This is a genomic window from Lactobacillus agrestimuris (genome assembly GCF_943193025.1).
GTDB classification, from domain to species: Bacteria; Bacillota; Bacilli; order Lactobacillales; family Lactobacillaceae; genus Lactobacillus; species Lactobacillus agrestimuris.
Genome location: NZ_CALPCQ010000019.1, coordinates 13,965 through 35,464, shown reverse-complemented (window position 1 = coordinate 35,464; position 21,500 = coordinate 13,965). Strand labels below are relative to the sequence as shown.

Here is a 21,500-nt window from a genome sequence, read left to right as displayed (position 1 = left end):
AAGCAAAGAAAAATCAGCTCGCATAATAGCGAACTGATTAAGCTAATTAATTTATATATTTTAACTGTCTACTTGACACGGTACGGATCAAGACACCTTTGGGTCTTTTTCTATATCTAAATTATCTGAACAACATTTATCAGTGAAAATTTTATGTGTATAATTTGATAACAGATCAAAAGAAATATAAGTTAAACGAGAACAATTAATTTCATACGAAAGGGATGCAAATTATGACTGACTTGGCTAATTTAGTAACGAAAAATTTACCGCAAGTTGTGAATGGTCATGTTGCTACATACATTCCAGCGCTAGCCGATGTTAATCCAGAGCAACTTGGTATAGCAATTTACAATCTTGAAGATGGAAAAGTTTCAGTAGCCGGTGATAGTGATACTTATTTTGCAATTGAAAGTATCTCAAAGGTCATCACGTTGCTTTATGCAATTGAAACTTTGGGATTAGATTTTGTTGATTCAATTGTCGGTACTAGGCAGACCGGTTTTGGCTTTGACTCTAATTTGAATTTAGAAATCGAAGGCGGAAAGAAACCACTTAATCCATTTATTAACTCTGGTGCAATCTTAATGACTTCGGTGATTAAAGATAATGAAGATAAAACTGCATTTGAACAGATTCTAGACTTTACTAGAGAAATTTGTAATGATCCGCAAATTGAGTTAAATGAAGTGATTTTTAAATCTGAACAAAAGACCGGTGATATGAATCGTTCTTTAGCATATTATATGAAGGCGAAGGAAATTCTGAAGGCCGATGTGGAAGAAAGCTTAACTACATATTTCAAACAATGTTCAATGATGGTAACTGCTCGCGATCTTGCTAACTTTGGCGCTGTTTTGGCAAATGGAGGAATCAAGCCATGGGATAACAAGCGAATTATTTCGAAAACTGCAGCAACTTTTACCAAGTCATTAATGATGACTACTGGTCTATACAATACCTCCGGAATTTATTCTGCAAGAATTGGAATTCCTACTAAGAGTGGTGTTGGTGGCGGGCTTGTTTCGGCAGTTCCTAACAAGGCTGGAATTGGAATTTTTAGTCCTCCACTTGATGAAATTGGTAATAGTATTGCGGGTTTGTGCCTGCTTGAAGATGTAAGTAAGGAATATAGCTGGGATATTTTTAGTTAAAAGCTTAAATTAATATAAAAAATACTTGACGTAACATTAAAGGCTACGTAATATATAATGCAACAAGAAATAGTAATTAGCTTTGATAAGGAAAAGTAACTTAAAGATATGTTTTTAGAGAGTCTCCGTTTGGTGTAAGGAGATAATAAATCTTCAGTGAAAATCACCTTTGAGCCGAAAATGCGATATTAGCGTTTTCAGGGTCCGCCCTATATAGCGGCGACGTATCGCTGGTTCAACTATGATCGGCCGTACGTGAACGAGGCTGAAAATTTTTCGGCGAAGGAATAGGTGGTACCGCGCTAACATACGCCCTATTAGGTCAATATGATCTAGTAGGGCGTTTTTTTGTTTATCGGTTTTTCTCATCATGAAAGCTAATTGATTTTTGAGAGGAGAACAATATGGATGACATTGAAATTAATATTTTAGCAAATAGATATCACTTATTTTTTTACGGGAGATTTAAATTATGGAATTTAAGAGAGTTTTATTATCAGCATCAGTTGTTTTAGCAGGATTATCATTGACAGCATGTGGCAAGAAGAGTTCGACAGCAGGAAAGACAGATCAAACTCTTCACTTAATGCAAACTGGAGAAATTCTATCACTTGACAATTCAAATGAAGCAAACATCAGTCAATGGAATGTGTTAGAAAATACTATGGAAGGCTTATATCGTGCAGATAAAAAAGGAAATCCCACACCAGCAATGGCTACAAGCGTCGCTAAAGCAACAAATAATGGTAAAAGCTATACTTTTAATTTAAGAAAAGATGCCAAATGGTCTAATGGTGATCCAGTAACAGCAGAAGATTTTGTTGCATCATGGCGCAGATCAGTTAGCCCAAAATCAAAATCAGGTTATTCTTATATCTTTACTGGAGTAAAGAATGCTACCAAAGTAGCAGCAGGTAAATTACCAACAAAAGATCTTGGTGTTAAGGCGGTTAATAAACATACTTTACAGGTAGATCTTGAATATCCAATGCCTTACTTTGATCGAATGATGGTCTTACCAGCGTTTTTTCCACAAAGTCAAACTGCGCTAAAGAAATTTGGCGATTCTTATGGTACTGATTCGAACAAGATGTATTATAATGGTCCATTTAAAGTAGACGGATGGACAGGTAGTAATTTATCGTGGGATCTTGATCAAAATAAATATTACTATGACAAGAAAGATATTCATTTAAAAAAGATGAAGATGCAAGTGGTTAAAGATGCTAACACCGCTCATCAATTATTCCAACAAGGAAATCTTGATGATGCAACAATCACGGGAACTACAGCGCAAGGAATGCAAAAAGATAAGGATCTAATGCATTTAAAGCGAGCAGGAGTTTATTATTTACAACTTAATCAAGCTAAAGGGCATCCATTTTCAAATGTAAAACTTCGTCAGGCATTAAATTTAGTTCTTGATCGCAATCATTTAGCTGAAAAAGTTCTGGCGGACGGATCAACTCCCGCTTATACATTTGTTGCTCCGACGTTAGCTGTTGATCCTACTACTGGTAAAGATTTTGCAAAGGAAATGAAACCAGCAGAAACTTATAACCTGAAAAAAGCCAAAAAACTCTGGGTAGAAGGGTTAAAAGAATTGAATAAGAAGAGTGTTACTCTTTCATATTATACTGATGATCAAACTATCAATCGTAATACTGCTCAATTTGTACAGTCTCAAGTAGAAACCAAGTTGCCAGGCGCAAATGTTGAAGTACATTCTGTTCCGGCTAAAAATGCAATGGATAATGTTAATAAAGGGAACTTTGATATGCACTTTAGTTTATGGTTAGCAGATTTTGCGGATCCAATGAGTGATCTAGATGTTTTGCAAACTGGAAACTCATTAAACAATGGTAAGTATAGTAGTAATCAATATGATAAAGTAGTAAAAAGTGCTAGAAGTGCACGTGCCGTGAATACTGCATCATACTGGTCAGATGTTCGTAACGCTCAACGTCAATTAACTAAAGATGCGGGCACTGCACCTTTATATAACATGACTGAAAGTCATTTAGTTAGAAATAATTTGAAGGGTGTTTTATGGCATTCAGTTGGTGAAGTAGATTACACTAGAGCATTTTTTAAATAAAACCTAAATGTGTATCTACGCACTACAATTATAGATGTGTAGCTTCGTAATTATCGAGGAAAATTACAATGTGCCGAAAAGAAAATTCAAGAAAATAAAAGATTTATGCAAAAAACAAAATTGTTATCACTATTCATAAAGAATACAGGATATTATTACGTGGTCAATAATTATTCTTGGCTTGATAGGCTATTCCTGATTTATATCAAGTTAAAGAGAATTTCGAAAAAGTTTTAATTATCATGTGATATAATGAGAGTCGCAACAAAGTAATAACATCGATACATGAACTCAAGAAGCCCTATCCTGCAACGATAGGGCTTCTTTTTTTATTTAATGCAACTATTTAAGCAGTGAGTTAGAGGTAACTACTTTTCATTATCATGCCGATGATCCAACCGATCATCGAATAGCGCAAGTACTATACCAACAATAATTTGGGCAATCAATGAAGTAATAACATCGTGAATCATGAACTCACTCCCTTCAAGGAGAGGTACGTAGTCACCAAGTTATATTTTTCCAAATTAATGAATATCTTTTTTAGAATTACAACAATTTGGGTATAAAATAAAACTGATATATCTGAAGAGGAATAAGAAAAGGCTTTGCGAATTCTATACGAGTTAGAATTCACAAAGCCTTTTTTGTGCTGTAAATAATAAAATTTTATTAATATACTGCATTCTTTTTTCTATATAAACTAGGGCTTACATGGTAATAGTCTAAGAATTGTTTAGTAAAAGTTGATAAATCTTTATATCCTAATTCTGAACTAATTTCTTCAATACTCTTAGTAGTTAGTGTTAGTTGTTCACAGGCTAAATTCATTCGAATATTAAGACGTAAATGAATGAAATCAGTATTAAACAGTTTGTGGCATAACCTTGAAAGATAATTTCGGTGATATCCAAAATGGTTTGCGACTTCATCTAGTGTAACATTTCCATTTTTCGTAGAAATATAAGCCATGATAGAGCCTGATTGTGTATATTTACTGGCATATTTAACTTTTGCTGAAGGAAAAGCAGATTGATTTTTGGAAATTTTAGATCGATGATCACGTAATAATTCAGTCAATAAGAGCCCTGTCACTCTTTGTGCTTGAAAAGCAATATAAGGTTGTGAAGAATCATCACAAAAGATTTCAAGAAGATTTAGATAATTGTGACAAATTTGTTTATTTAAATTGGTAAAAACTACATATTTTAAATTGTTACCAGTATCGTTCATAAAATCATGAATGAGCGGATTGTTTGCAACTAAATATTGATTAAGAGGCGTGGGGTATTTTAAATTAATTCCGATGTGACGAATACATTTTTCTTCTGATTTCGACTTTATTTTAATATTTTTAAAGTATTGAGAAATAACAATATCAAATTGATTGAGAGAGATTTGTCGATGATTAGCATCAAGAAAGCAAGGGGCCAGAGCTTCAATAAATTCAAAATGATAATTATTATTCTTAGTTTGGCCCTTTGCAATTAGACTATATTCGATTATTTCGCCATTTTTATATTTTTTAATAAACAATTTATTTCTCCTTATATTAACTTATCCAAAATAAAAAGATAACTTTTACTATATAATTATATTATTTTTAGCAGTAATCTGTAAGCGTTAACAAAGATGCTGGAAATTAATATTTAAAGTGAGAGGAAATTTTAAAATGAAAAAAGAGTTTTCAACCGATATTGTAGTAGCAGGTACTGGTGGGACAGGCTTGGGTGCAGCTGATGCAGTTGCCACGAATGGATTAAAAGTTATCGCTATAGAGAAATTAGATCAAATTGGTGGAAATACGAGAATATCTAGTGGATTTTTTGCAATAGATACGAAAGAGCAACAAGAAGCTGGACTCCACTTAAGTACTCAAGAAGCCATTCGTCAACTTAATAAGTACAATCATTATCTTAATAATGGTCCATTAACTAAAAGAATTGTAGAAAATGCTAAGCCTACTTTAGAAGAATTAGAAAGCTTAGGAATGGGTATAAAATTAAACCCGACTGCTAATACTACTCAATTTGCGCATCGTGAAAATCCTTACGCAGGAGGATCTTACCACATGTATCAAGATAAGAATAATGCCTATTCACGCATTCAAAAGTCATTAGAAGATAAAGGCGTTAAATTTATGTTTAATACCACCATGAAAGATTTAATTAAAGATGAAAATGGCGTTATTTGTGGATTAATAGCTAAAGATAATGATGGCAACGAATTAATTATTCATGCTAAAGCAGTTATTGTAGCCACAGGTGGATTTGGTGGGGATGAAAAACGAGTTGCAAAATTAATGCATACTAACCGTCTAAGAAAATTAGGAGTTCCAAGTATGGGAGAAGGTATGAATGCTCTTGAAAAAGCCGGTGGTATTAATATTGATTCACATGCTTTAATTCATGCCGCTCAATTAGCTAAATCAAAAGTTACTCAGAATACATCTAAAAAGCATTTAGCTGGATTTTCAGATAATCCATTAACGCGTATTTTATTAACTCCATTAATGTGGGTTGATCCTGATGGTCGTCGTTTTACCAATGAAGATACAGTTTATGATACCGTTCTTTGGGCAAATGCTGCTTATAATGTTGGGGGCATGTACTATATTTTAGTAGATAAAAAAACTTTGGAGGCCTATACAAACGGCGAAGAATTAGAAGTTTCCAAGGCTGGTCCTGGAGCAACTGATAAGCCAGGTGATTTTATAAAATTAGCAGATAAATCCGTTGAAGAAGGAACCGCTTTTAAAGGGGAAAGTTTAAAAGCACTAGCTAAGAATGCAGGCTTTAATTATGAAAATTTAAAGGCTTCTGTTGAAAATTATAATCATTCAATTAAATATAAGAATGATGTGGAATTTGCCAAAAAAGGTATTCATATGAAATATGGGATTGAAGAAGGTCCCTTCTATGCAATTAAAGCTCAAGTTGCATATTTAGGAACTGTAGGTGGTGTTCGTGTTGATGACCATTTGCGTGTATTAGATAGCAACTTTAAACCGATTAAAGGATTGTATACAGGAGGAGCAAATGCGGGTGGCTATTACGAAGGCCAAAGTTATCCAGCTTATGAAGGTTTAGCTTCAGGTTTTGCTTGGACTTCGGGAAGATTAGCTGGTCTGGCAGCTGTGAAAGATATTAATTAGAAATTTTTGGTGGGAGAACAAAAATGAAAGCAGCAAGTAATAATTCATATATTTCAAAAACAAGAATAGGTGTATTAGCAGTTAGTTCGATGGGAATGGCAGCCTTAGCAATTACCCCATCATATGCAGCTATTGCTAAAAATTTTGCATTAAGTAATACTGATGTTCAGATGTTAACATCATTTCCTAATTTGTTTATGATGATTGCTGGATTACTTATGGGGCGTTTAACTGCAACTAAAATTAATATCAAAACATTAACTTTAGTTATGATTGCTTTGACAGGAATTGGAGGTCTGCTACCTTTAGTTTATAACACTAATTTTATCTTCTTGGTAATTTGTTCATGTTTAGTTGGATTAGGACAAGGTGCTTGCACTAATTTATCACAAGTTCTGATTTCACAAATGTTGCCATCTACGGAACAGCAATCTACTATGGGGCTTACCACTACATTTACTAATCTTGGAGGAATTATTTTTATTATGGGTGGCGGCCAATTGGCAGCCGGTAGTAATTGGATAAATAATTATTGGATTTATTTATTTGCAGTTCTAGACTTTATTATTGTTCTTTGCTTAGTTCCATTTAAACCATTAGCTGTGAATGAAGAATCTGAACAAAAGGTTAGTGATGCTAACGAAAAAATTAAGATAAATAAGTATGTCTTTTATTCAGCTTTTTGGGCATTTTGTACTATGTTACTGAACAATGTGTTGAATAATAATATTGCTATTTTTATCACTGAAAAGCATTTAGGTTCAACTTCGCAAGCTGCTTTAACGTCAACTATCTCATTAATTGGAGGTTTACTTTGCGGTTTTATTGTTGGGAAAATTGGAAAGAAATTTAAGTATTCATCAATTGCTTTAGCACTATTACTATATGGATTATCATATTTATTAATCGGTTTTGGCTCTACTTTGATTACAGTCTTAATTGGAAGTTTTGTAGTAGGTGCTGCAATGAGTATTGCGATGGGGCAATTTGCTTACTTAATCTCTACTGTTGTAAATAAGAAAAGTGTTTCAATGGCCTTAGGTGTGTATCAAGCCATTAATCCAATTGGGGGAGTAATTAGTCCTTTTGTGGTGAATCCACTAACTAATATTTTCCATGGAGCAACAAATGTATTTATAGTTAGTGGAGTTTTAGCGTTAATTCTCTCAGGAATTGCTATTTTAGGTCATTATCAAAAGAATATGGTTGCTCATCAAATCAAAGTAAACTAGTAATGACTTTAAAGCTTGCAGATAATGCAAGCTTTATTTTATGCTCAAAATCTTTACTGATTTAACTACCAAAAGATGGCATAGGGTCGACCATGTATTTGATAACTATATTAATCAGATTCTAGAAGTTATATTTGAAACTTACGAATCTGAGCAATAAAAAAATCACTAGCAGAAAACCTAGTGATAATGAAACAAGCCTGTATATTGCCTTACATCAGTATATGGGCTTTTTATTTTTTTAAAACCATAAAGAAAACTGCATATAATTTTTACCAAAATATGTCCAATGATGTATTTTTATTTATTATGATTAATGAGCACCGTTAACAAAAAAGACGGTCATAATGACCGTCCACGATTCTGTGAACTAATTGGCTGATTAGCTCTTAGATGCATGCTTATCGAGCACCTATTCTTTATCCTATTTATAATTATAGCATGTTAAAAAGTAAATTCTTAAGCTAGTAGAAAAGCTCCTTTAGTAACTCAATACGGAATAGTCGTCTTCGGACGACTATTTTTTATTTATTATGATTCTTGAGCTTTACATAGAAGCTCGAATGTAAGCTGATGTTTTAGGTAATGGTAATAAGAAATGGAATTACTTATTAATAATCCTCTAGTAACACTTAGCTAGTAAAAAAGGATAGTAGTTATATAGTGAGCCGCAAGATGACCTTTTTTCTTTTCCTTAAAGGCTAGTCAATCAAATTTTTAGTATTTTTGTACAAAATGAAAATAATTGTCTACAAATCGCAGACATTAAACTGTATCTATTATAAGATTAGTAGGTAATTTAAAAAAGTGGGAGAAGATATAAATGAAGAAAAAGACTTTGAATTTAATTGCCGCAGTTTTAATGCTTATTGGTGTAGCCGCACCTTTAGCTCAAACAACTGCAGTTTCAAATACGCAGGTTGTAGAAGCTTCTCGCAGAGCTAGATACAGCAGAAGCAAAGACAGAACTAAGGTCTGGACTAGTAGTTATGAAATTGTTGGTAATCGTCGTTCTAGGATTTTCCATGTGAGAAAACGTGGTCGCAGTTACCGTATGAATCGCGGTAATGTAGTGATTTTCAAGAGTATCGCTGCCGCAAAAGCAGCAGGCTACCGTGAATCCAAGAGGTAATTTATGAACAATCTACCTAAAACTGTAAAAGTAATTCTTTGGATTCTCTTTTGGTATTATCTTGGACCATATTATTTACTTAAGAATTATGTGTTCAAGAATAATCATCATAAGATTCTCTGGTCTAGTATTAGCACAATTGCAATTTTATTTGTTTTATTCGGTGCATGGGGAAATAGTCTTCCTGATGAAGAAGAGCCAAGCTCACAAGCACCGCAAGTTCATTATGTAATTAAGAAGGTGGGAAGTAAGGAACTTGTAAGAGCGAAGGTCAAGCAAAAGTCTTTGACTGCTGAAGAAAAGAAAAAACAGGAAGAATACGATAAACTTTCTGCTCAACTTTCCTCAGAAGAAGAGAAGGAAAAGCAACATCAGGCCGAACTTAAGCGTGAAGAAAAAGCACGCGAAAAAGAGACGCGTGCAAATGAAGCGGCTAGTCATTCAACTAGAAAAGCGACTAGTCATGGTGAAGGTGCTGGTAATCATGGTGACATGAATACTGCAGAAACTGGCAAGATTGTTGGAAATGTTAATTCCAAGATTTATCATGTTCCTGGTCAGGCTGGCTACAGAATGAACTCATCAAATGCTGTTTACTTTAATAGTGAACAAGAAGCAATTGCTGCAGGATACAGAAAGGCAAAAAGATAATGAAGAAAAATGTCAAAAAAATCCTTTCAACTATCATGATTGCCGCTTCATTAGGCGGAATAGCTTGTGCAACTGATACTGTTCAACCAGTGATTGCTAAGATTAAGACAGTAATCAAATATGATAAGTCTGATCAAACTAAGGCAAAGAAAATTGAAGCTGAAAACAAAAATACTGAAGAAAAGATTGAAAATCTAGATAAGAAAATTGCTAAACTTCACAAACAACTCAGTAAATACACAAGTAATCATGTTGAGTCAGTGAGTGAGGCAAAGTTAGCTAGTCTAAATTATTCTGGTAATAACGTGATTGTTGTTAACAATAATAATCCAAGCTTTTCAAAATCTGACCTTAGTACAAGCGATGGTTCATGGCAAAGTTATGGTGACTTGGATGGCTTAAACCGCGTTACAGCTGCTAATGCGCTTTTGAACAAAAACTTAATGCCAACTTCTAAACGGGAACCACTTCATGTTGATCCAACTGGTTGGCATAATAAGCGAATTGCTGGTGGATGGCTCTACAACCGTTGTCACTTGATCGGTTATCAATTGACTGGACAGAACAACAATATCAAGAACTTGATGACAGGAACTCGTCAGCTTAATGATCCTGATATGCTTCGTTATGAAAATGAAGTGGCAGATTATGTTAAGGAAAGTAGTTCGCATTATGTAAGATATCGTGTGACTCCAGTATTTAGAGGTAATGAGCTACTTGCTCGTGGAGTAGAAATGGAAGGTCAATCAACCGGTTCTAATGAGGTTCACTTCAATGTTTACATTTTTAATGTTCAGCCAGGAGTGAAGTTGAACTACTCTAACGGAACAAGTAAGGTAGCATAATAAAATTGGGCATCCCTACAAAAGGGATGCTTTTTTCATAAGAATAAAAGTTATTGCTAAAACATTGATTAGCAAATTTAATTATGTCTAACCTACCTATATTTATTAAATGCATCCCTCACAATCGAGCTATACTGTTTACCAAAAAGTTGCATTTCATCTAATATCTTACTAAGATCCTTACCTTTATCAGTTAAGAAGTATTCTGTCTTTAGCGGTTTAGTGTGGTAGATTTTTTTAGCAATAATGCCGTCCTCTTGCAATTCCTTTAACTTCTTAGCCAGTGCACTTTCAGTTATCGTTTCAAGTGAATGTTTCAGCTGACTATAGCTTTGATTTTCTTTTGCTAATTTTTTAATAATGTAGCCTTTCCATTTTCCCCTTAAAAGATCAATAGTGTATAAAACGCCAATTTCATCTAAATTATTCGAAATCCAAGTTGAACTAACATCATCAAGACATTTAAAACTCATAAAATCACCTCATTGAAAAGGGTACTGTATAAAATTACAGTTCTTACAATTTCTATCATAACAGATTATGATGAAGCCAAAGATAAATAAGATGTCATGTATATTATGAGGTTGATGAGTATGAATAAGTTAACTGAAATTTTAGGAATCGAAAAACCAATTATTCAAGCACCTATGCATTCAATGATTAATGCAAAATTAGTAGCGGCTGTTTCCAAAGCTGGAGGTTTGGGAATATTTGGAGTTAACCCAATTTTGGATAATGAGCCTGAGCAAAAATTATCAGCAACTGAAAAAATGCGTTTAGCCATTAAAGAAGTAAAAGATGTTACTGCTAATCCATTCGCTGTACAAATTTTAATTACAAAAGATCAACCAGAAGAGGACAAATCAGCTTATGAAATGTTTAAGTTAGTGGTTGAAGAACATGTCCCAATCGTGATGGTGGGAGGTTTCAATCAATCTCCATCAAAAGAATGGGTAGATTTATTCCATAGTAAAAATATTAAAGTGATTTATCGACCAAACCACAATACCGTTGAAGATACTGAAAAAGCTTTGGCCGCTGGTGTTGATGTGATTGGCGCAACCGGCTTTGAAGCTGGTGGGGAACCTACTTATTTAGGTTTGATGGATATTCTTCCTGTAATGGTAGATATGGCAGGTGACACACCAGTCTTTGCGGCCGGAGGAATTGCAGATCCTCGTCAAGTTAGAGCAGCTTTTGCATTAGGTGCTCAAGCAGTTTATGTTGGAACAGCATTTTTGGTCGCTGAGGAAGCCGCAATTGCTAATAATATTAAAGAGCTAATGTGTAAAAGCACAATTTTTGACTTAGAAAGCTTTAACGCAGTACCAAGATTCTTCCGAACACTACATGGTGAGTTACCTGATAGGTTAAAAGAGATGGAAGAAAAAGGAAAGTCGGCTGAAGAAATTTATGAAGCAGCTCATAAGTTTATGGGACTTTACTATGGGGATGTAATGGGAGATTTGAGTAAAGGATTCACTGGCACAGGTCTTGGAGTTTCATTTACAAATAAGATTGAACCGGCCGCAAATATCGTTGATCGATTGAATGAAGGAACTAAATAGTATAAATAACTACAGTTTGAGTATTTTTCTTTCTCTACTATTAATTTGTATATATTTTTGATATTCTAATATTGTAACAGAGTAAAAATTGAATAAAGGAGAGTAGAGAAAATGAAGTTCAAATCGAGAACTATCAAGATTTCAGATTTAGAATGGAAAATTAGTCAAGCTACTAGCGACTATGTTTTGACAATTACAAATGGAGTAGACAATGATAAAATTAAGAGTCACAAGCCAACTTATTATGTTGGACCTTCCAACCATAGTGTTGACAAGAATGTCTGCTCGTATAATTTAGTAACTCAAAAGAAACAATAAACAAAAGACAAAACTTAGCAAATGAAGTGAGGCCCAAAAGTTAGACACTTTTGGGTCTTTTATTACGCTTCATTATTTTTCATCCGATATATTGGATTTAAGTATAGTTGAAACATATTTTTTATTGCCGTTGTCTAGAGTAAAATAAACTTATCTAATTCTCATAGGAGCAAATATTATGACGAAGAAAATTATCAGAGTCGCTGGCGTGGCGATTATTGATCAAAAGAAGAATGAAGTTTTGGCAGGCAAGAGGGATGCGGATCGTCTCGTTGGCGGGATGTGGGAATTCCCAGGCGGAAAAATTGAAAAGGGCGAAACGCCACAAGAAGCGGCTAAACGTGAGCTTAAAGAAGAATTTCATGATGAAGTGAAGATTGGACCACAACTTGGTGAAACTGTTAGATATGAATACGACTTCGGAATTGTTAATTGACGGTGTTTTACGCTAAACTTCTCACGCATAATCTTGACTTGGTTGCTCATAGCAAAATCGAATGGCTCCCCGCATCTAAAGTTAGCGAATTAAATTGGGCGCCAGCCGATGCTCCACTTGTTGCAGAACTTGCAAAGACTGATTTTCGGGAGATTGAGATTTAATGGCTGGAATAGAAAATGAACTGCATGATACGATTTTATAGATAAGACAAAATATGTAGGAAGAGGTAAAAGTTATGCAAAAATACATGCGTTTAGCAAATAAAAATGATATAAAAAATATTATGTCAATAATTGATGAAGCGAAGCAATTTTTAAAAGAATCCGGTAGCACGCAATGGCAAAATGGCTATCCTAATGAAGAGACAATTCAAACTGATTTAAAGAATAATGTAGGATACGTTTTTGTAGTAGGGGATCAAGTTGCGGCTTATGCGGCAGTGATTGACGGAATCGACCCAAACTACAATGAAATTAATGGTAGTTGGAAGAATGAAAAGGATGAATATTCAACGATTCATCGTATTTGCTTCAGCTCTAACTACCAAGGTCATGGTCTAGCCAAGCTTTTTATTTCAAATATTCTGACCTTAAAATATGCAAAAGGAATTAGGAACTTTCGAGTTGATACTCATAAGTTAAATGTTCCAATGCAAACTTTGGCTCAACATAATGGCTTTGAGTATCGTGGAATAATCCGGGTAGATGATGAGCCCGCAGATCCAGATCGTTTGGCGTATGAATTAAATTTATAGGAAAGAAATAAAAATACAGTAAAAAATTTGCAGTCCATTTTGCTTAATCTTGGACTGTTATTTTTATATAATAAAAACAAAGAAACTTATAGCCGGAGAGGAGACGACTAATATGAAAATCGATTCTTTTGCGCATATAATTACGCCAAAATTTTATCAAACTATGCTAGACATTGATCCTAATATTCCTCAGGAAGCACCATTTATTAACATAAATACTTTAACTGATTTAGATGAGCGTCTTGAAAAATGGCCGGATAAAAAAACTAAGCAAGTTATTTCGTTTGCCAATATTAATCCTGAAGATTATGTTGCTGGTTCGCAGGCTGCAGAGATCGCTCGTGAGGCTAACCAAGAATTATCTGAAATCGTTGAAATGCATCCCGACAAATTTGAGGCTGGTGTAGGGATGTTAGCCTTAAATAATGTTCCAGAATCACTCAAGATTATGGAAGAAATTAGCAAAGATAATCATTTGGTTGGAGCACAAATCTTCACCCGACATCTTGGTAAAAGCATTGCTATGCCTGAATTTTTGCCTATTTTTGCTAAGGCCGCAGAATTGAATATCCCACTTTGGCTACATCCAGTATTTGATAAACGTAAACCCGATAATAATTTAGTATTTTCATGGGAATATGAATTATCACAGGCAATGCTTCAAATCGTTCAAAGTGATATTTTCAAGGATTATCCAAACTTAAAGGTCTTAGTTCACCATGCAGGTGCGATGGTACCATTTTTCAGTGGACGAATTAACCATATTCTTGATAAAGAGCATGCAGAAATGTTCAAGAATTTCTATGTTGATACTGCAATTTTAGGTAATACGCCAGCTTTGCAATTAGCAATTGATTACTTTGGCATTAATCATGTGCTTTTTGGAACCGATGCACCATTTGCAGTTATGCCATCAGGGGCTGACAAGATTGTTTCAGATGCGATTGAAAATCTTGATATTTCAGATTTATATGATCACAAAATTTTCGTTACAAATTACCAACATATGATTGAAGATTAGGGGTAAATAAATGAGATTAGAAGATGCACCAATTTTACGTTTTTATCATTTAACAATTGATGAAAAAGATAAAGATAAATTTGAAGAAGAGGGCGTACGAAACATGACGACTTCGATTAAAGATGAACCGGGTACGCTTTTTATGGCTGCGACACATGATGATCCAGATGGCGTAAGCAATTATGTTATCGAATGCTACAAGGATGAGAAAAGTTACAAGATTCATGCTGGTTCACCGCAATTTGCGCACTATGCAACCATTGCGAAAGAAGTTATCAAAGAACGCGATATGTTTGAATTAACACCGCAACTTATTTTGACCAAAGAAAAGCCACTTAAGATTACTGGTAAGAATCATCATTATGTTGTAATGAGAAAGATTACCTTGGTTGATCAATACCTTGAGAAGTTCGGTGATGAGCTCCAATCTGAAATGGAAAATGCTCTTGTTAATGAAGATGGTTTCAAAGGAGTAGTTGCAGGTAATATGTTTGATATCGAAAATGAATGGAGAATTCTTGAAATTTTCGAAGATAAAGCAGCTTATGAAGCCCATCTTAAGACGGATTGGCATCAAAAGTTTGCTGCAAATACGCAAGAAATGATTTATGATTCAGAGGATATTAAGCTGACTGCTGATACAATTGTTGATCAGGGTGAACTAATTTATCGTTAAAATATAAAAAGTAAGAAGGCATCACTTTTGAGAGTTTCTCATTAGTGATGCCCTTTTAGTGATGCATAAGTAGAAATTGCCGATAAAACTATCGATACCTCGAAATTTCAAGAAAAGTTATATTTATAAAATCACTCCAGTTAAATGGTAAGGATTTTCTTTTGGAGAAAGGTACTGAAGTAGCTATATTTATATGTTAAAATAACATTTATGAGAGAAATTAACATTAAACATTATAAAAAGCAAAAACTTTTGCGTGCAGTAATAATTGATATAGCCGTTATTTTAGGTAGCATACTTATTTTTAGTAAATATAGTAATAAAACTATAGCAATAGTAGGGGTACTTATATTGCTTGCGGGTTTGCTTTATTATGCTTGGAGTAAGTTCCATTATCGTAAAAATAAACTAGAAGAAAAGCTTGATAAGCAAGAAGACGAATTTGTAGAAAAAGGATTAAAAGATATCATTGGTGATTTTGGTATTAAAATGGTGATTCTAGGAATTGTTTTTCTTTTTGCTGTATTTGTCGGAGGAATCTGGTTGGCATATTGGATTACTAAATCTTGGATTGCTGCAATATGTGTCTTCTTTGCGTATGAATTTGTTACTGATTTACGTGATTATATGAAATTAGTTTATAGTGAAGATTAATAAATGAGATTCTAGAACTTTTTTGTACTGCAAATAATTATAACTATAAAGATGTAAAAAGAACGATGAAACTTTAAAAGTTCATCGCTTTTTTTATAGTCAATAATAATTAATTTTTTTAATTAGTACCTGGGCGCTTCTTCTTTTCAACTTTCTTGCCCATAGTCATCTTATCATTGTAACCCCATACCCAAGTTACGATGAAGGCGACAATGATTGAAACAAGACTGGAAATTAAGAATGCATAGAAGCTGTTAAGATTCGTTGGGTTCTTTGGATCAAAGAAACTTGGGAACCCAATTAAACCACCAGTAAATCCGTACATAGTTCCGTGCATAAGACCTGTTACAAGGCCACCAAATGCAGAACCGATACAACCTGAAATGAAGACTCTCTTAAATCTTAAGTTAATACCATAAATTGCAGGTTCAGTAACACCGCAGAATGCTGAAATAGCAGCAGCGATACCTAATTCTTTCATGTCTGCCTTTCTTGATTTAACAGCAACTGCAAGAACAGCAGCACCTTGAGCAACCATAGTTGAGCAGACGATAGCGTTTAATGCACTTTGGCCAGTGCCGGCAATTTGTTGAGCGATAAGTGGAACAACCCCCCAGTGAAGACCAAAGATAACAAGTACTTGGTAGAATCCACCGATGATGAAACCACCGAGCCAACCTGAAATTGATACAAGCCAGTTAATAAAGACAGCAATTCCGTTAGCAGCACCTTGAATGATTGGACCTGTGAAGACTAAGGTAAGAGTTGAAACAACTAAGATAGTGATCATTGGAACAAAGATCATTTGAAGGTAGCTTGGTAAAACTTTCTTAAGCCATCTTTCACACACAGCAGCAAGCCATGCAGCAACAATCATTGGGAAGATTGAGTAGCTGTAGTTCAAGAATTGGAAGTTCCAACTACCAATGCTGAACATGTGCATCATCTGCTTACCCCAATCAATCATTTGAGGGTAGGTGATGAAACCACCAATTACTGCAGCGATCATTGGATCACTATTTAATTTCTTCGCAGCACTATAACCTACAAGAATTGGTAGGAAGAAGAATGCTGAGTCAGCCATTGCACTAACAGTAATATAGATTGGACTCTTAACATTCAAAAGTGCACCAAGTTGTGGCAATGTTAGAAGTGCAAGCAAACCTTTAATAACACCGGATGCAGCAATTACCCCGATGACAGGGCTCATTGAACCAGTAATGAATCCGATTAAGTTTCCGAATGCTTTTGAGACTGGATTTCTGTCATCATTTTGATCACTTGTATCAGGAGTAGGGTTATCACCAAGTCCTGGTAGTTGCTTCATTACGGCATCATATACGTTAGTAACTTCATTACCAATTACAACTTGATATTGTCCACCAGCGTGCATGACATCTAAGATTCCGCGTTGGTTCTTAAGAACATCGTCGTTTGCTATAGACTCATCTTTTAATTGGAAACGAAGACGAGTAATACAGTGAACTAAGCTCTTTATATTGTCTTTACCACCAACGTTTTTGATAATAAAAGTTGCTAATTCATCATATGAAAGTTTTTTATCAGAAGTGTCTTCTTCAGCACTCTTTAAGTAAGCATGAGCAACTGTATCACCAGCTTTGGCTTGGCCTTCAGTTACATCAAGACCATCGATTTTATCATTTGAATTAGTAATTAAAACCATGATAGTAGTATCAAGATTTTTACCCTTGATAAAATCAAGATCCATTGTAGCGATGTCTTGGCCAGCCTCAATCTTTTGATCACTTTTTACACTTACTGTAAAAGGTTCACCGTTTAATCCAACAGTATCAACACCCATGTGGACTAAAACTTCAAGACCTTCTTCGGTGGTAATTCCGATCGCGTGTTTTGTCTCAGCTACCATTGAAATAGTACCGCTAACTGGAGCGACTACTTTTCCATCTGAAGGGGTAAGACCAAAACCTTGTCCCATAACTCCTTTACTAAAAATTGGATCACTTGTCTTGCTCAAAGCAATTACTTCGCCGTTTGCAGGAGCAAGAATTGCAATTTCATTATTATTCATAGCTTTTTCTCCCTTATAAAGCGTTTTCATTTGATTCATAAATTATAATAAACTTGTATGTACAAGTTGTCAATATATTTTTTGAAAAGGATTTCATTTGCTTTAAATTAACTTATAAATATTTTACTTTACTTGTCTATACAATTGTGAATATAATTAAAACTGTAATGAGAAAGGGAGGATAATTATGGCTGCATCTAAATCAGAGATTATCGCTCAAGATATCGCAGAGAAAATTCGACATAAACAGTTTGAACCAGGAGAATTCTTACCAAGCGAAAGTCAATTGACTACTTTATATGGATCTTCTCGTGAAACTGTTAGAAAGGCATTAGACCATTTAAACTCTTTAGGATTAATTCAAAAAATCCGCGGTAAGGGGTCAATGGTTCTTAATTTGGAGAAGTATTCTTTTCCTATTTCTGGAATTTCTAGTTTTGCCGAGTTGAATAAGTCGCTTGGTATGAATGCCAAAACCAAGGTTATTAAGCTTGAAAAGCTGGAAACTTTACCCGAAATATTTAAGAAGAAGTTTCCAAATCAAGAGGATCATGCAGGTATTTATATAGAAAGACTGCGTGAAATTGATGGTGAACCAGCAGTTCTTGATTGTGATTTTCTATTGTCACCACCAATTACTGATTTGCCAGAAAAGGCGGCTGAGAATTCTCTTTACGATTATCTTGAGCATGACTTAGGGCTAAACATATCTTATGCAACTAAGGAAATTACGGTTGAAAAGATTAATAGTCATTGTCAAAAGTTATTACAGCTTAACGATAGTCTTGGCGTATTAGTTGCTAGTCACAATTTCTTGAATGATACAACTTTGTTTGAGTTAACTTTATCCTTCCATAATCCAAGCAAATTCAAGTTCGTTGATTTTGCTAGAAGACAAAAAATTAAGTTATAAATCAGTGAGGAATAGCTATGACAGATTTAGGTAAAAAAGTAATTTATCAAATTTATCCAAAATCATTTTACGATTCAAACGGTGACGGTGTAGGGGATATTCCAGGAATCATTGAGAAGATCGATTATATTAAAAAGCTTAACGTCGATATGATTTGGTTTAATCCATTCTTTGTTTCCCCACAAAAAGACAATGGTTACGACATTGCAAATTACTATGAGATCGATCCACGTTTTGGAACGATGGCAGACTTTGAAGAACTTGTAAAGAAATTAGATGAAATCGGTGTTGGTGTAATGCTTGATATGGTCTTCAATCACTGTTCAACTGATAATGAATGGTTCCAAAAGGCCTTAGCAGGTGATAAGAAATACCAAAAGTTCTTCTACTTGAGAAAGGGTAAGGCCGACGGCAGTTTACCAAATAACTGGCAAAGTAAATTTGGAGGTCCTGCATGGGCAAAATTCGGTGATACTGATTATTACTATCTTCACCTTTATGATCCTTCTCAGGCTGATCTTGATTGGCATAATCCTGAAGTTCGCAAGGAAGTATTTAAAGTTATTAACTTCTGGCGTTCAAAAGGAGTTAAGGGCTTTAGATTCGATGTAATTAACGTTACTGGTAAGGACGAAGTATTAGTTGATTCAACAGATCCAGTTCAAGAAAAGAGTCTGTATACTGATACGCCAATTGTTCATAAGTATTTGAAAGAAATGAATGCTGCAAGCTTCGGTCAAGATCCTGATAGCATAACAGTTGGAGAAATGTCTTCAACAACCATTCCCAATTCAATCGAATACTCCAAGCCAAGTGAACATGAATTATCAATGGTATTTACTTTCCATCACTTGAAAGTTGACTATAAAGATGGTGAAAAATGGTCAAAGATGCCATTTGATTTTATGAAATTGAAAGAACTCTTCACTGAATGGCAAGAAAAGATGGACCAAGGTGGGGGCTGGAACGCACTCTTTTGGAACAACCACGATCAACCTTGGGCATTAACCCGATTTGGTGATACTGGTAAATATCGTGAAAAATCCGCTGAAATGTTGGCAACTGCTACTCATTTCATGCGCGGAACCCCATATATTTATATGGGTGAAGAATTGGGTATGATTGATCCAGATTATTCATCAATGGATGATTATGTTGATGTTGAAGCTCTTAATGCCTTTAAAGAATTAAAAGAAAAGGGTATGAACGATGAAAAAGCCTTTGAAATCGTTAAATCAAAGGCTAGAGATAATTCAAGAGTTCCAATGCATTGGGATAATAGTAAATATGCTGGCTTTAGTAAAGTTACTCCTTGGCTTAAACCAATGGATCAAGATCGCATTAATGTAAAAGATGAACTTGCTCATGGTGAAATCTTTAATTACTATCAAAAGTTGATCAAACTTCGTAAGAGTGAAAAATTGATTTCTGATGGTCATATTAAGATGTTCTTGAAGGATGATCCACAAATTTTTGCATATGAAAGGTATCTTGATGATCAAGATGAAAAGCTTTTGGTCTTCACTAATTTCTATGGCAAAGATCATACTGCCGAATTACCAGAAGAATATCAAGATAAGGATGTTGAAGTCCTTATCGATAACTACGATGAGGTAAAAGATGGAAATTTAGGCAAACAAATTGGCCTTCGTCCATATGAAGCTTTAGTTGTTAAAATTAAAAAATAAGAAAAGCGCCATACGGCGCTTTTTTTACGGTTCATCAGCACTAATTTCCTTAATCATCTCTAAAGCTTTATCTGCAGACTTAGAAACTGTCAGTGTCTTCGAGAATTCACGATATTTTTTTCGCATCTCTTTCAATTTACTTGGATGGTCATACCAATAATCGATCCGTTTAGCTAAAATATCGCTGTCTTCAGCAGGGAATCGATTCATTTCAGTTAAAGCATAGGTATCGGTTGAAGAAAGAGGACTAGAAGCAATCACTGGCACACATCCCGCAGCAAAAGCTTCCATCGGTGCCATTCCTTCAACTTCAATATCAGCACAGTGAACCACTAAATCGGCTCGGACCATAACTCTTCTAAGTTGCTGGGGAGTATAAAACTTCAAGATTGGTCTTTTCGGCATCGTATCAGCTAATTTTTGATACTTTGACTTAAGTGGTCCTTTTCCGGCAAAAATCACCTTTATCTTATCTCTATACTTACTTTTCTTGATCGCATTGAATAGAGTAATTTGCTTTTTCTCGTTAGAAAAGCGTCCAATACAAAGAATGGTGAAGGGGTGACCGGGATTTGGTTTATGCGGATTCTCAATGAATTCTTTAGAAATACCATTAGAAATTACGTATAATTCATTTTGAAAATTATATTTGATAAGGTGATCCTTAACTTTTTCAGTTGGACATTGAATGGCAATACATTTTTTATAAGAAAGTTCACGAAATACATACATTACCAAATCATTGAAGAAAGGATAATTGAGATGGATATTTTGGGTAAGATTTTGTGGAAAAATGTGAAATGTACCGTAGGTTGGAATATTGGCTTTTTTGGCTAGCCGTTGAGCACGCCATCCTAATGGAAATGGTGTTTCAATTGCGACTACATTGGCCCAAGTCAATGCTTGTTTGAGTGCTTTGCCATTTGGCCATGCTAAATGATAACCTTCTCGTTTAATGATTCGATTAAAAAAAGGTACATACATCTGACTAACGGGATAGTCTACTTTACCGTTAATTGGACAAGAAATCACGCGGACTTCATGACCACGTTTTTTAAATTCATTTGCAAAGCGTTGGGTTGAGATGCACATGCCATTGCTTTTATTATGAAAATCATCAATTACAATCAAGATCCGCATATTATCATACCTT

The 21,500-nt window shown here is 34.6% G+C and carries 20 protein-coding genes, 1 pseudogene and 1 other annotated feature; of the genes and pseudogenes, 16 read left to right on the top strand and 5 right to left on the bottom strand.

The annotated features are described in order from the left end of the window. Positions 1 to 233: 233 nt before the first annotated feature. Positions 234 to 1,154: a glutaminase A gene (gene glsA, locus NFR82_RS06775; protein WP_251717531.1), complete on the top strand. Its 921-nt coding sequence runs from the start codon at positions 234 to 236 to the stop codon at positions 1,152 to 1,154. A gap of 73 nt (positions 1,155 to 1,227) precedes the next feature. After that, positions 1,228 to 1,474 (top strand) — a binding site (T-box leader). 152 nt (positions 1,475 to 1,626) lie between these two features. Continuing rightward, a complete protein-coding gene (locus NFR82_RS06770) occupies positions 1,627 to 3,252 on the top strand; it encodes a peptide ABC transporter substrate-binding protein (protein WP_251717530.1) in 1,626 nt (541 codons plus the stop codon). A 368-nt stretch (positions 3,253 to 3,620) separates the two neighbouring features. Here the strand turns inward: NFR82_RS06770 and NFR82_RS06765 are convergent, their stop codons facing one another. Then, positions 3,621 to 3,725, bottom strand: coding sequence for a type I toxin-antitoxin system Fst family toxin (locus NFR82_RS06765; RefSeq protein WP_251717529.1), 105 nt, complete (start codon positions 3,723 to 3,725; stop codon positions 3,621 to 3,623). Between the two features lie 199 nt (positions 3,726 to 3,924). Next, positions 3,925 to 4,788, bottom strand: coding sequence for a helix-turn-helix domain-containing protein (locus NFR82_RS06760; RefSeq protein ID WP_251717528.1), 864 nt, complete (start codon positions 4,786 to 4,788; stop codon positions 3,925 to 3,927). A gap of 136 nt (positions 4,789 to 4,924) precedes the next feature. On the opposite strand from NFR82_RS06760, the gene NFR82_RS06755 reads away from it, so the two are divergent. From NFR82_RS06755 to NFR82_RS06735, 5 genes are all read left to right on the top strand, one after another. After that, positions 4,925 to 6,406, top strand: a complete 1,482-nt coding sequence (locus NFR82_RS06755) for an FAD-dependent oxidoreductase (RefSeq protein WP_251717527.1) — start codon at positions 4,925 to 4,927, stop codon at positions 6,404 to 6,406. Between the two features lie 23 nt (positions 6,407 to 6,429). Next, positions 6,430 to 7,638 (top strand): MFS transporter, encoded by a 1,209-nt coding sequence (locus NFR82_RS06750; protein ID WP_251717526.1) that lies wholly within the window; start codon positions 6,430 to 6,432, stop codon positions 7,636 to 7,638. 823 nt (positions 7,639 to 8,461) lie between these two features. Beyond that, positions 8,462 to 8,770: an Ada metal-binding domain-containing protein gene (locus NFR82_RS06745; protein ID WP_251717525.1), complete on the top strand. Its 309-nt coding sequence runs from the start codon at positions 8,462 to 8,464 to the stop codon at positions 8,768 to 8,770. 3 nt (positions 8,771 to 8,773) lie between these two features. Next, positions 8,774 to 9,421 carry a sunset domain-containing protein gene (locus tag NFR82_RS06740; RefSeq protein ID WP_251717524.1) on the top strand — a complete coding sequence of 216 codons (648 nt, stop codon included), beginning with the start codon at positions 8,774 to 8,776 and terminating at the stop codon, positions 9,419 to 9,421. A gap of 35 nt (positions 9,422 to 9,456) precedes the next feature. Continuing rightward, entirely contained in the window at positions 9,457 to 10,266 is an 810-nt protein-coding gene (locus NFR82_RS06735; RefSeq protein ID WP_251717532.1) for a DNA/RNA non-specific endonuclease, read from the top strand. Between the two features lie 92 nt (positions 10,267 to 10,358). On the opposite strand, the gene NFR82_RS06730 is transcribed toward NFR82_RS06735, so the two are convergent. Beyond that, positions 10,359 to 10,739: a winged helix-turn-helix transcriptional regulator gene (locus NFR82_RS06730; protein WP_251717523.1), complete on the bottom strand. Its 381-nt coding sequence runs from the start codon at positions 10,737 to 10,739 to the stop codon at positions 10,359 to 10,361. Positions 10,740 to 10,859: 120 nt separating this feature from the next. Here NFR82_RS06730 and NFR82_RS06725 point away from each other — a divergent pair, with 120 nt between their 5' ends. The 7 genes and pseudogenes from NFR82_RS06725 to NFR82_RS06695 all read left to right on the top strand — a co-directional run bounded on the left by NFR82_RS06725 (position 10,860) and on the right by NFR82_RS06695 (position 15,696). Beyond that, positions 10,860 to 11,834 carry an NAD(P)H-dependent flavin oxidoreductase gene (locus NFR82_RS06725; RefSeq protein ID WP_251717522.1) on the top strand — a complete coding sequence of 325 codons (975 nt, stop codon included), beginning with the start codon at positions 10,860 to 10,862 and terminating at the stop codon, positions 11,832 to 11,834. Between the two features lie 111 nt (positions 11,835 to 11,945). Beyond that, a complete protein-coding gene (locus NFR82_RS06720; RefSeq protein ID WP_251717521.1) occupies positions 11,946 to 12,152 on the top strand; it encodes a hypothetical protein in 207 nt (68 codons plus the stop codon). Between the two features lie 178 nt (positions 12,153 to 12,330). Then, positions 12,331 to 12,752, top strand: a pseudogene (locus NFR82_RS06715) ((deoxy)nucleoside triphosphate pyrophosphohydrolase). Between the two features lie 74 nt (positions 12,753 to 12,826). Continuing rightward, positions 12,827 to 13,345, top strand: coding sequence for a GNAT family N-acetyltransferase (locus tag NFR82_RS06710; RefSeq protein WP_251717520.1), 519 nt, complete (start codon positions 12,827 to 12,829; stop codon positions 13,343 to 13,345). Between the two features lie 112 nt (positions 13,346 to 13,457). Continuing rightward, positions 13,458 to 14,366, top strand: a complete 909-nt coding sequence (locus NFR82_RS06705) for an amidohydrolase family protein (RefSeq protein ID WP_251717519.1) — start codon at positions 13,458 to 13,460, stop codon at positions 14,364 to 14,366. 10 nt (positions 14,367 to 14,376) lie between these two features. Continuing rightward, positions 14,377 to 15,042: an antibiotic biosynthesis monooxygenase gene (locus NFR82_RS06700; protein ID WP_251717518.1), complete on the top strand. Its 666-nt coding sequence runs from the start codon at positions 14,377 to 14,379 to the stop codon at positions 15,040 to 15,042. 210 nt (positions 15,043 to 15,252) lie between these two features. Next, positions 15,253 to 15,696, top strand: coding sequence for a hypothetical protein (locus NFR82_RS06695; RefSeq protein ID WP_251717517.1), 444 nt, complete (start codon positions 15,253 to 15,255; stop codon positions 15,694 to 15,696). 118 nt (positions 15,697 to 15,814) lie between these two features. Here NFR82_RS06695 and NFR82_RS06690 read toward each other — a convergent pair whose 3' ends face one another. After that, positions 15,815 to 17,746: a PTS sugar transporter subunit IIABC gene (locus NFR82_RS06690; protein WP_251717516.1), complete on the bottom strand. Its 1,932-nt coding sequence runs from the start codon at positions 17,744 to 17,746 to the stop codon at positions 15,815 to 15,817. Between the two features lie 187 nt (positions 17,747 to 17,933). Between NFR82_RS06690 and treR the strand changes: the two genes are divergently transcribed. Then, positions 17,934 to 18,659: a trehalose operon repressor gene (gene treR / locus NFR82_RS06685; RefSeq protein ID WP_251717515.1), complete on the top strand. Its 726-nt coding sequence runs from the start codon at positions 17,934 to 17,936 to the stop codon at positions 18,657 to 18,659. Between the two features lie 17 nt (positions 18,660 to 18,676). Beyond that, the gene (gene treC, locus NFR82_RS06680) at positions 18,677 to 20,347 is read left to right on the top strand and encodes an alpha,alpha-phosphotrehalase (protein WP_251717514.1); all 1,671 of its coding nucleotides are present in this window, start codon (positions 18,677 to 18,679) and stop codon (positions 20,345 to 20,347) included. Positions 20,348 to 20,371: 24 nt separating this feature from the next. On the opposite strand, the gene NFR82_RS06675 is transcribed toward treC, so the two are convergent. Then, entirely contained in the window at positions 20,372 to 21,487 is a 1,116-nt protein-coding gene (locus NFR82_RS06675) for a glycosyltransferase (protein WP_251717513.1), read from the bottom strand. Positions 21,488 to 21,500 lie beyond the last annotated feature (13 nt).

Bases quoted from the DNA above. Each gene is read 5' to 3' on its own strand.
- NFR82_RS06725 (WP_251717522.1), top strand. From the start codon at position 10,860: ATGAATAAGTTAACTGAAATTTTAGGAATCGAAAAACCAATTATTCAA.
- NFR82_RS06735 (WP_251717532.1), top strand. From the start codon at position 9,457: ATGATTGCCGCTTCATTAGGCGGAATAGCTTGTGCAACTGATACTGTT.
- NFR82_RS06690 (WP_251717516.1), bottom strand. From the start codon at position 17,746: ATGAATAATAATGAAATTGCAATTCTTGCTCCTGCAAACGGCGAAGTA.
- NFR82_RS06710 (WP_251717520.1), top strand. From the start codon at position 12,827: ATGCAAAAATACATGCGTTTAGCAAATAAAAATGATATAAAAAATATT.
- NFR82_RS06750 (WP_251717526.1), top strand. From the start codon at position 6,430: ATGAAAGCAGCAAGTAATAATTCATATATTTCAAAAACAAGAATAGGT.
- NFR82_RS06755 (WP_251717527.1), top strand. From the start codon at position 4,925: ATGAAAAAAGAGTTTTCAACCGATATTGTAGTAGCAGGTACTGGTGGG.
- NFR82_RS06765 (WP_251717529.1), bottom strand. From the start codon at position 3,725: ATGATTCACGATGTTATTACTTCATTGATTGCCCAAATTATTGTTGGT.
- NFR82_RS06740 (WP_251717524.1), top strand. From the start codon at position 8,774: ATGAACAATCTACCTAAAACTGTAAAAGTAATTCTTTGGATTCTCTTT.
- NFR82_RS06730 (WP_251717523.1), bottom strand. From the start codon at position 10,739: ATGAGTTTTAAATGTCTTGATGATGTTAGTTCAACTTGGATTTCGAAT.
- glsA (WP_251717531.1), top strand. From the start codon at position 234: ATGACTGACTTGGCTAATTTAGTAACGAAAAATTTACCGCAAGTTGTG.
- treR (WP_251717515.1), top strand. From the start codon at position 17,934: ATGGCTGCATCTAAATCAGAGATTATCGCTCAAGATATCGCAGAGAAA.
- treC (WP_251717514.1), top strand. From the start codon at position 18,677: ATGACAGATTTAGGTAAAAAAGTAATTTATCAAATTTATCCAAAATCA.
- NFR82_RS06720 (WP_251717521.1), top strand. From the start codon at position 11,946: ATGAAGTTCAAATCGAGAACTATCAAGATTTCAGATTTAGAATGGAAA.
- NFR82_RS06705 (WP_251717519.1), top strand. From the start codon at position 13,458: ATGAAAATCGATTCTTTTGCGCATATAATTACGCCAAAATTTTATCAA.
- NFR82_RS06745 (WP_251717525.1), top strand. From the start codon at position 8,462: ATGAAGAAAAAGACTTTGAATTTAATTGCCGCAGTTTTAATGCTTATT.
- NFR82_RS06700 (WP_251717518.1), top strand. From the start codon at position 14,377: ATGAGATTAGAAGATGCACCAATTTTACGTTTTTATCATTTAACAATT.
- NFR82_RS06675 (WP_251717513.1), bottom strand. From the start codon at position 21,487: ATGCGGATCTTGATTGTAATTGATGATTTTCATAATAAAAGCAATGGC.
- NFR82_RS06695 (WP_251717517.1), top strand. From the start codon at position 15,253: ATGAGAGAAATTAACATTAAACATTATAAAAAGCAAAAACTTTTGCGT.
- NFR82_RS06770 (WP_251717530.1), top strand. From the start codon at position 1,627: ATGGAATTTAAGAGAGTTTTATTATCAGCATCAGTTGTTTTAGCAGGA.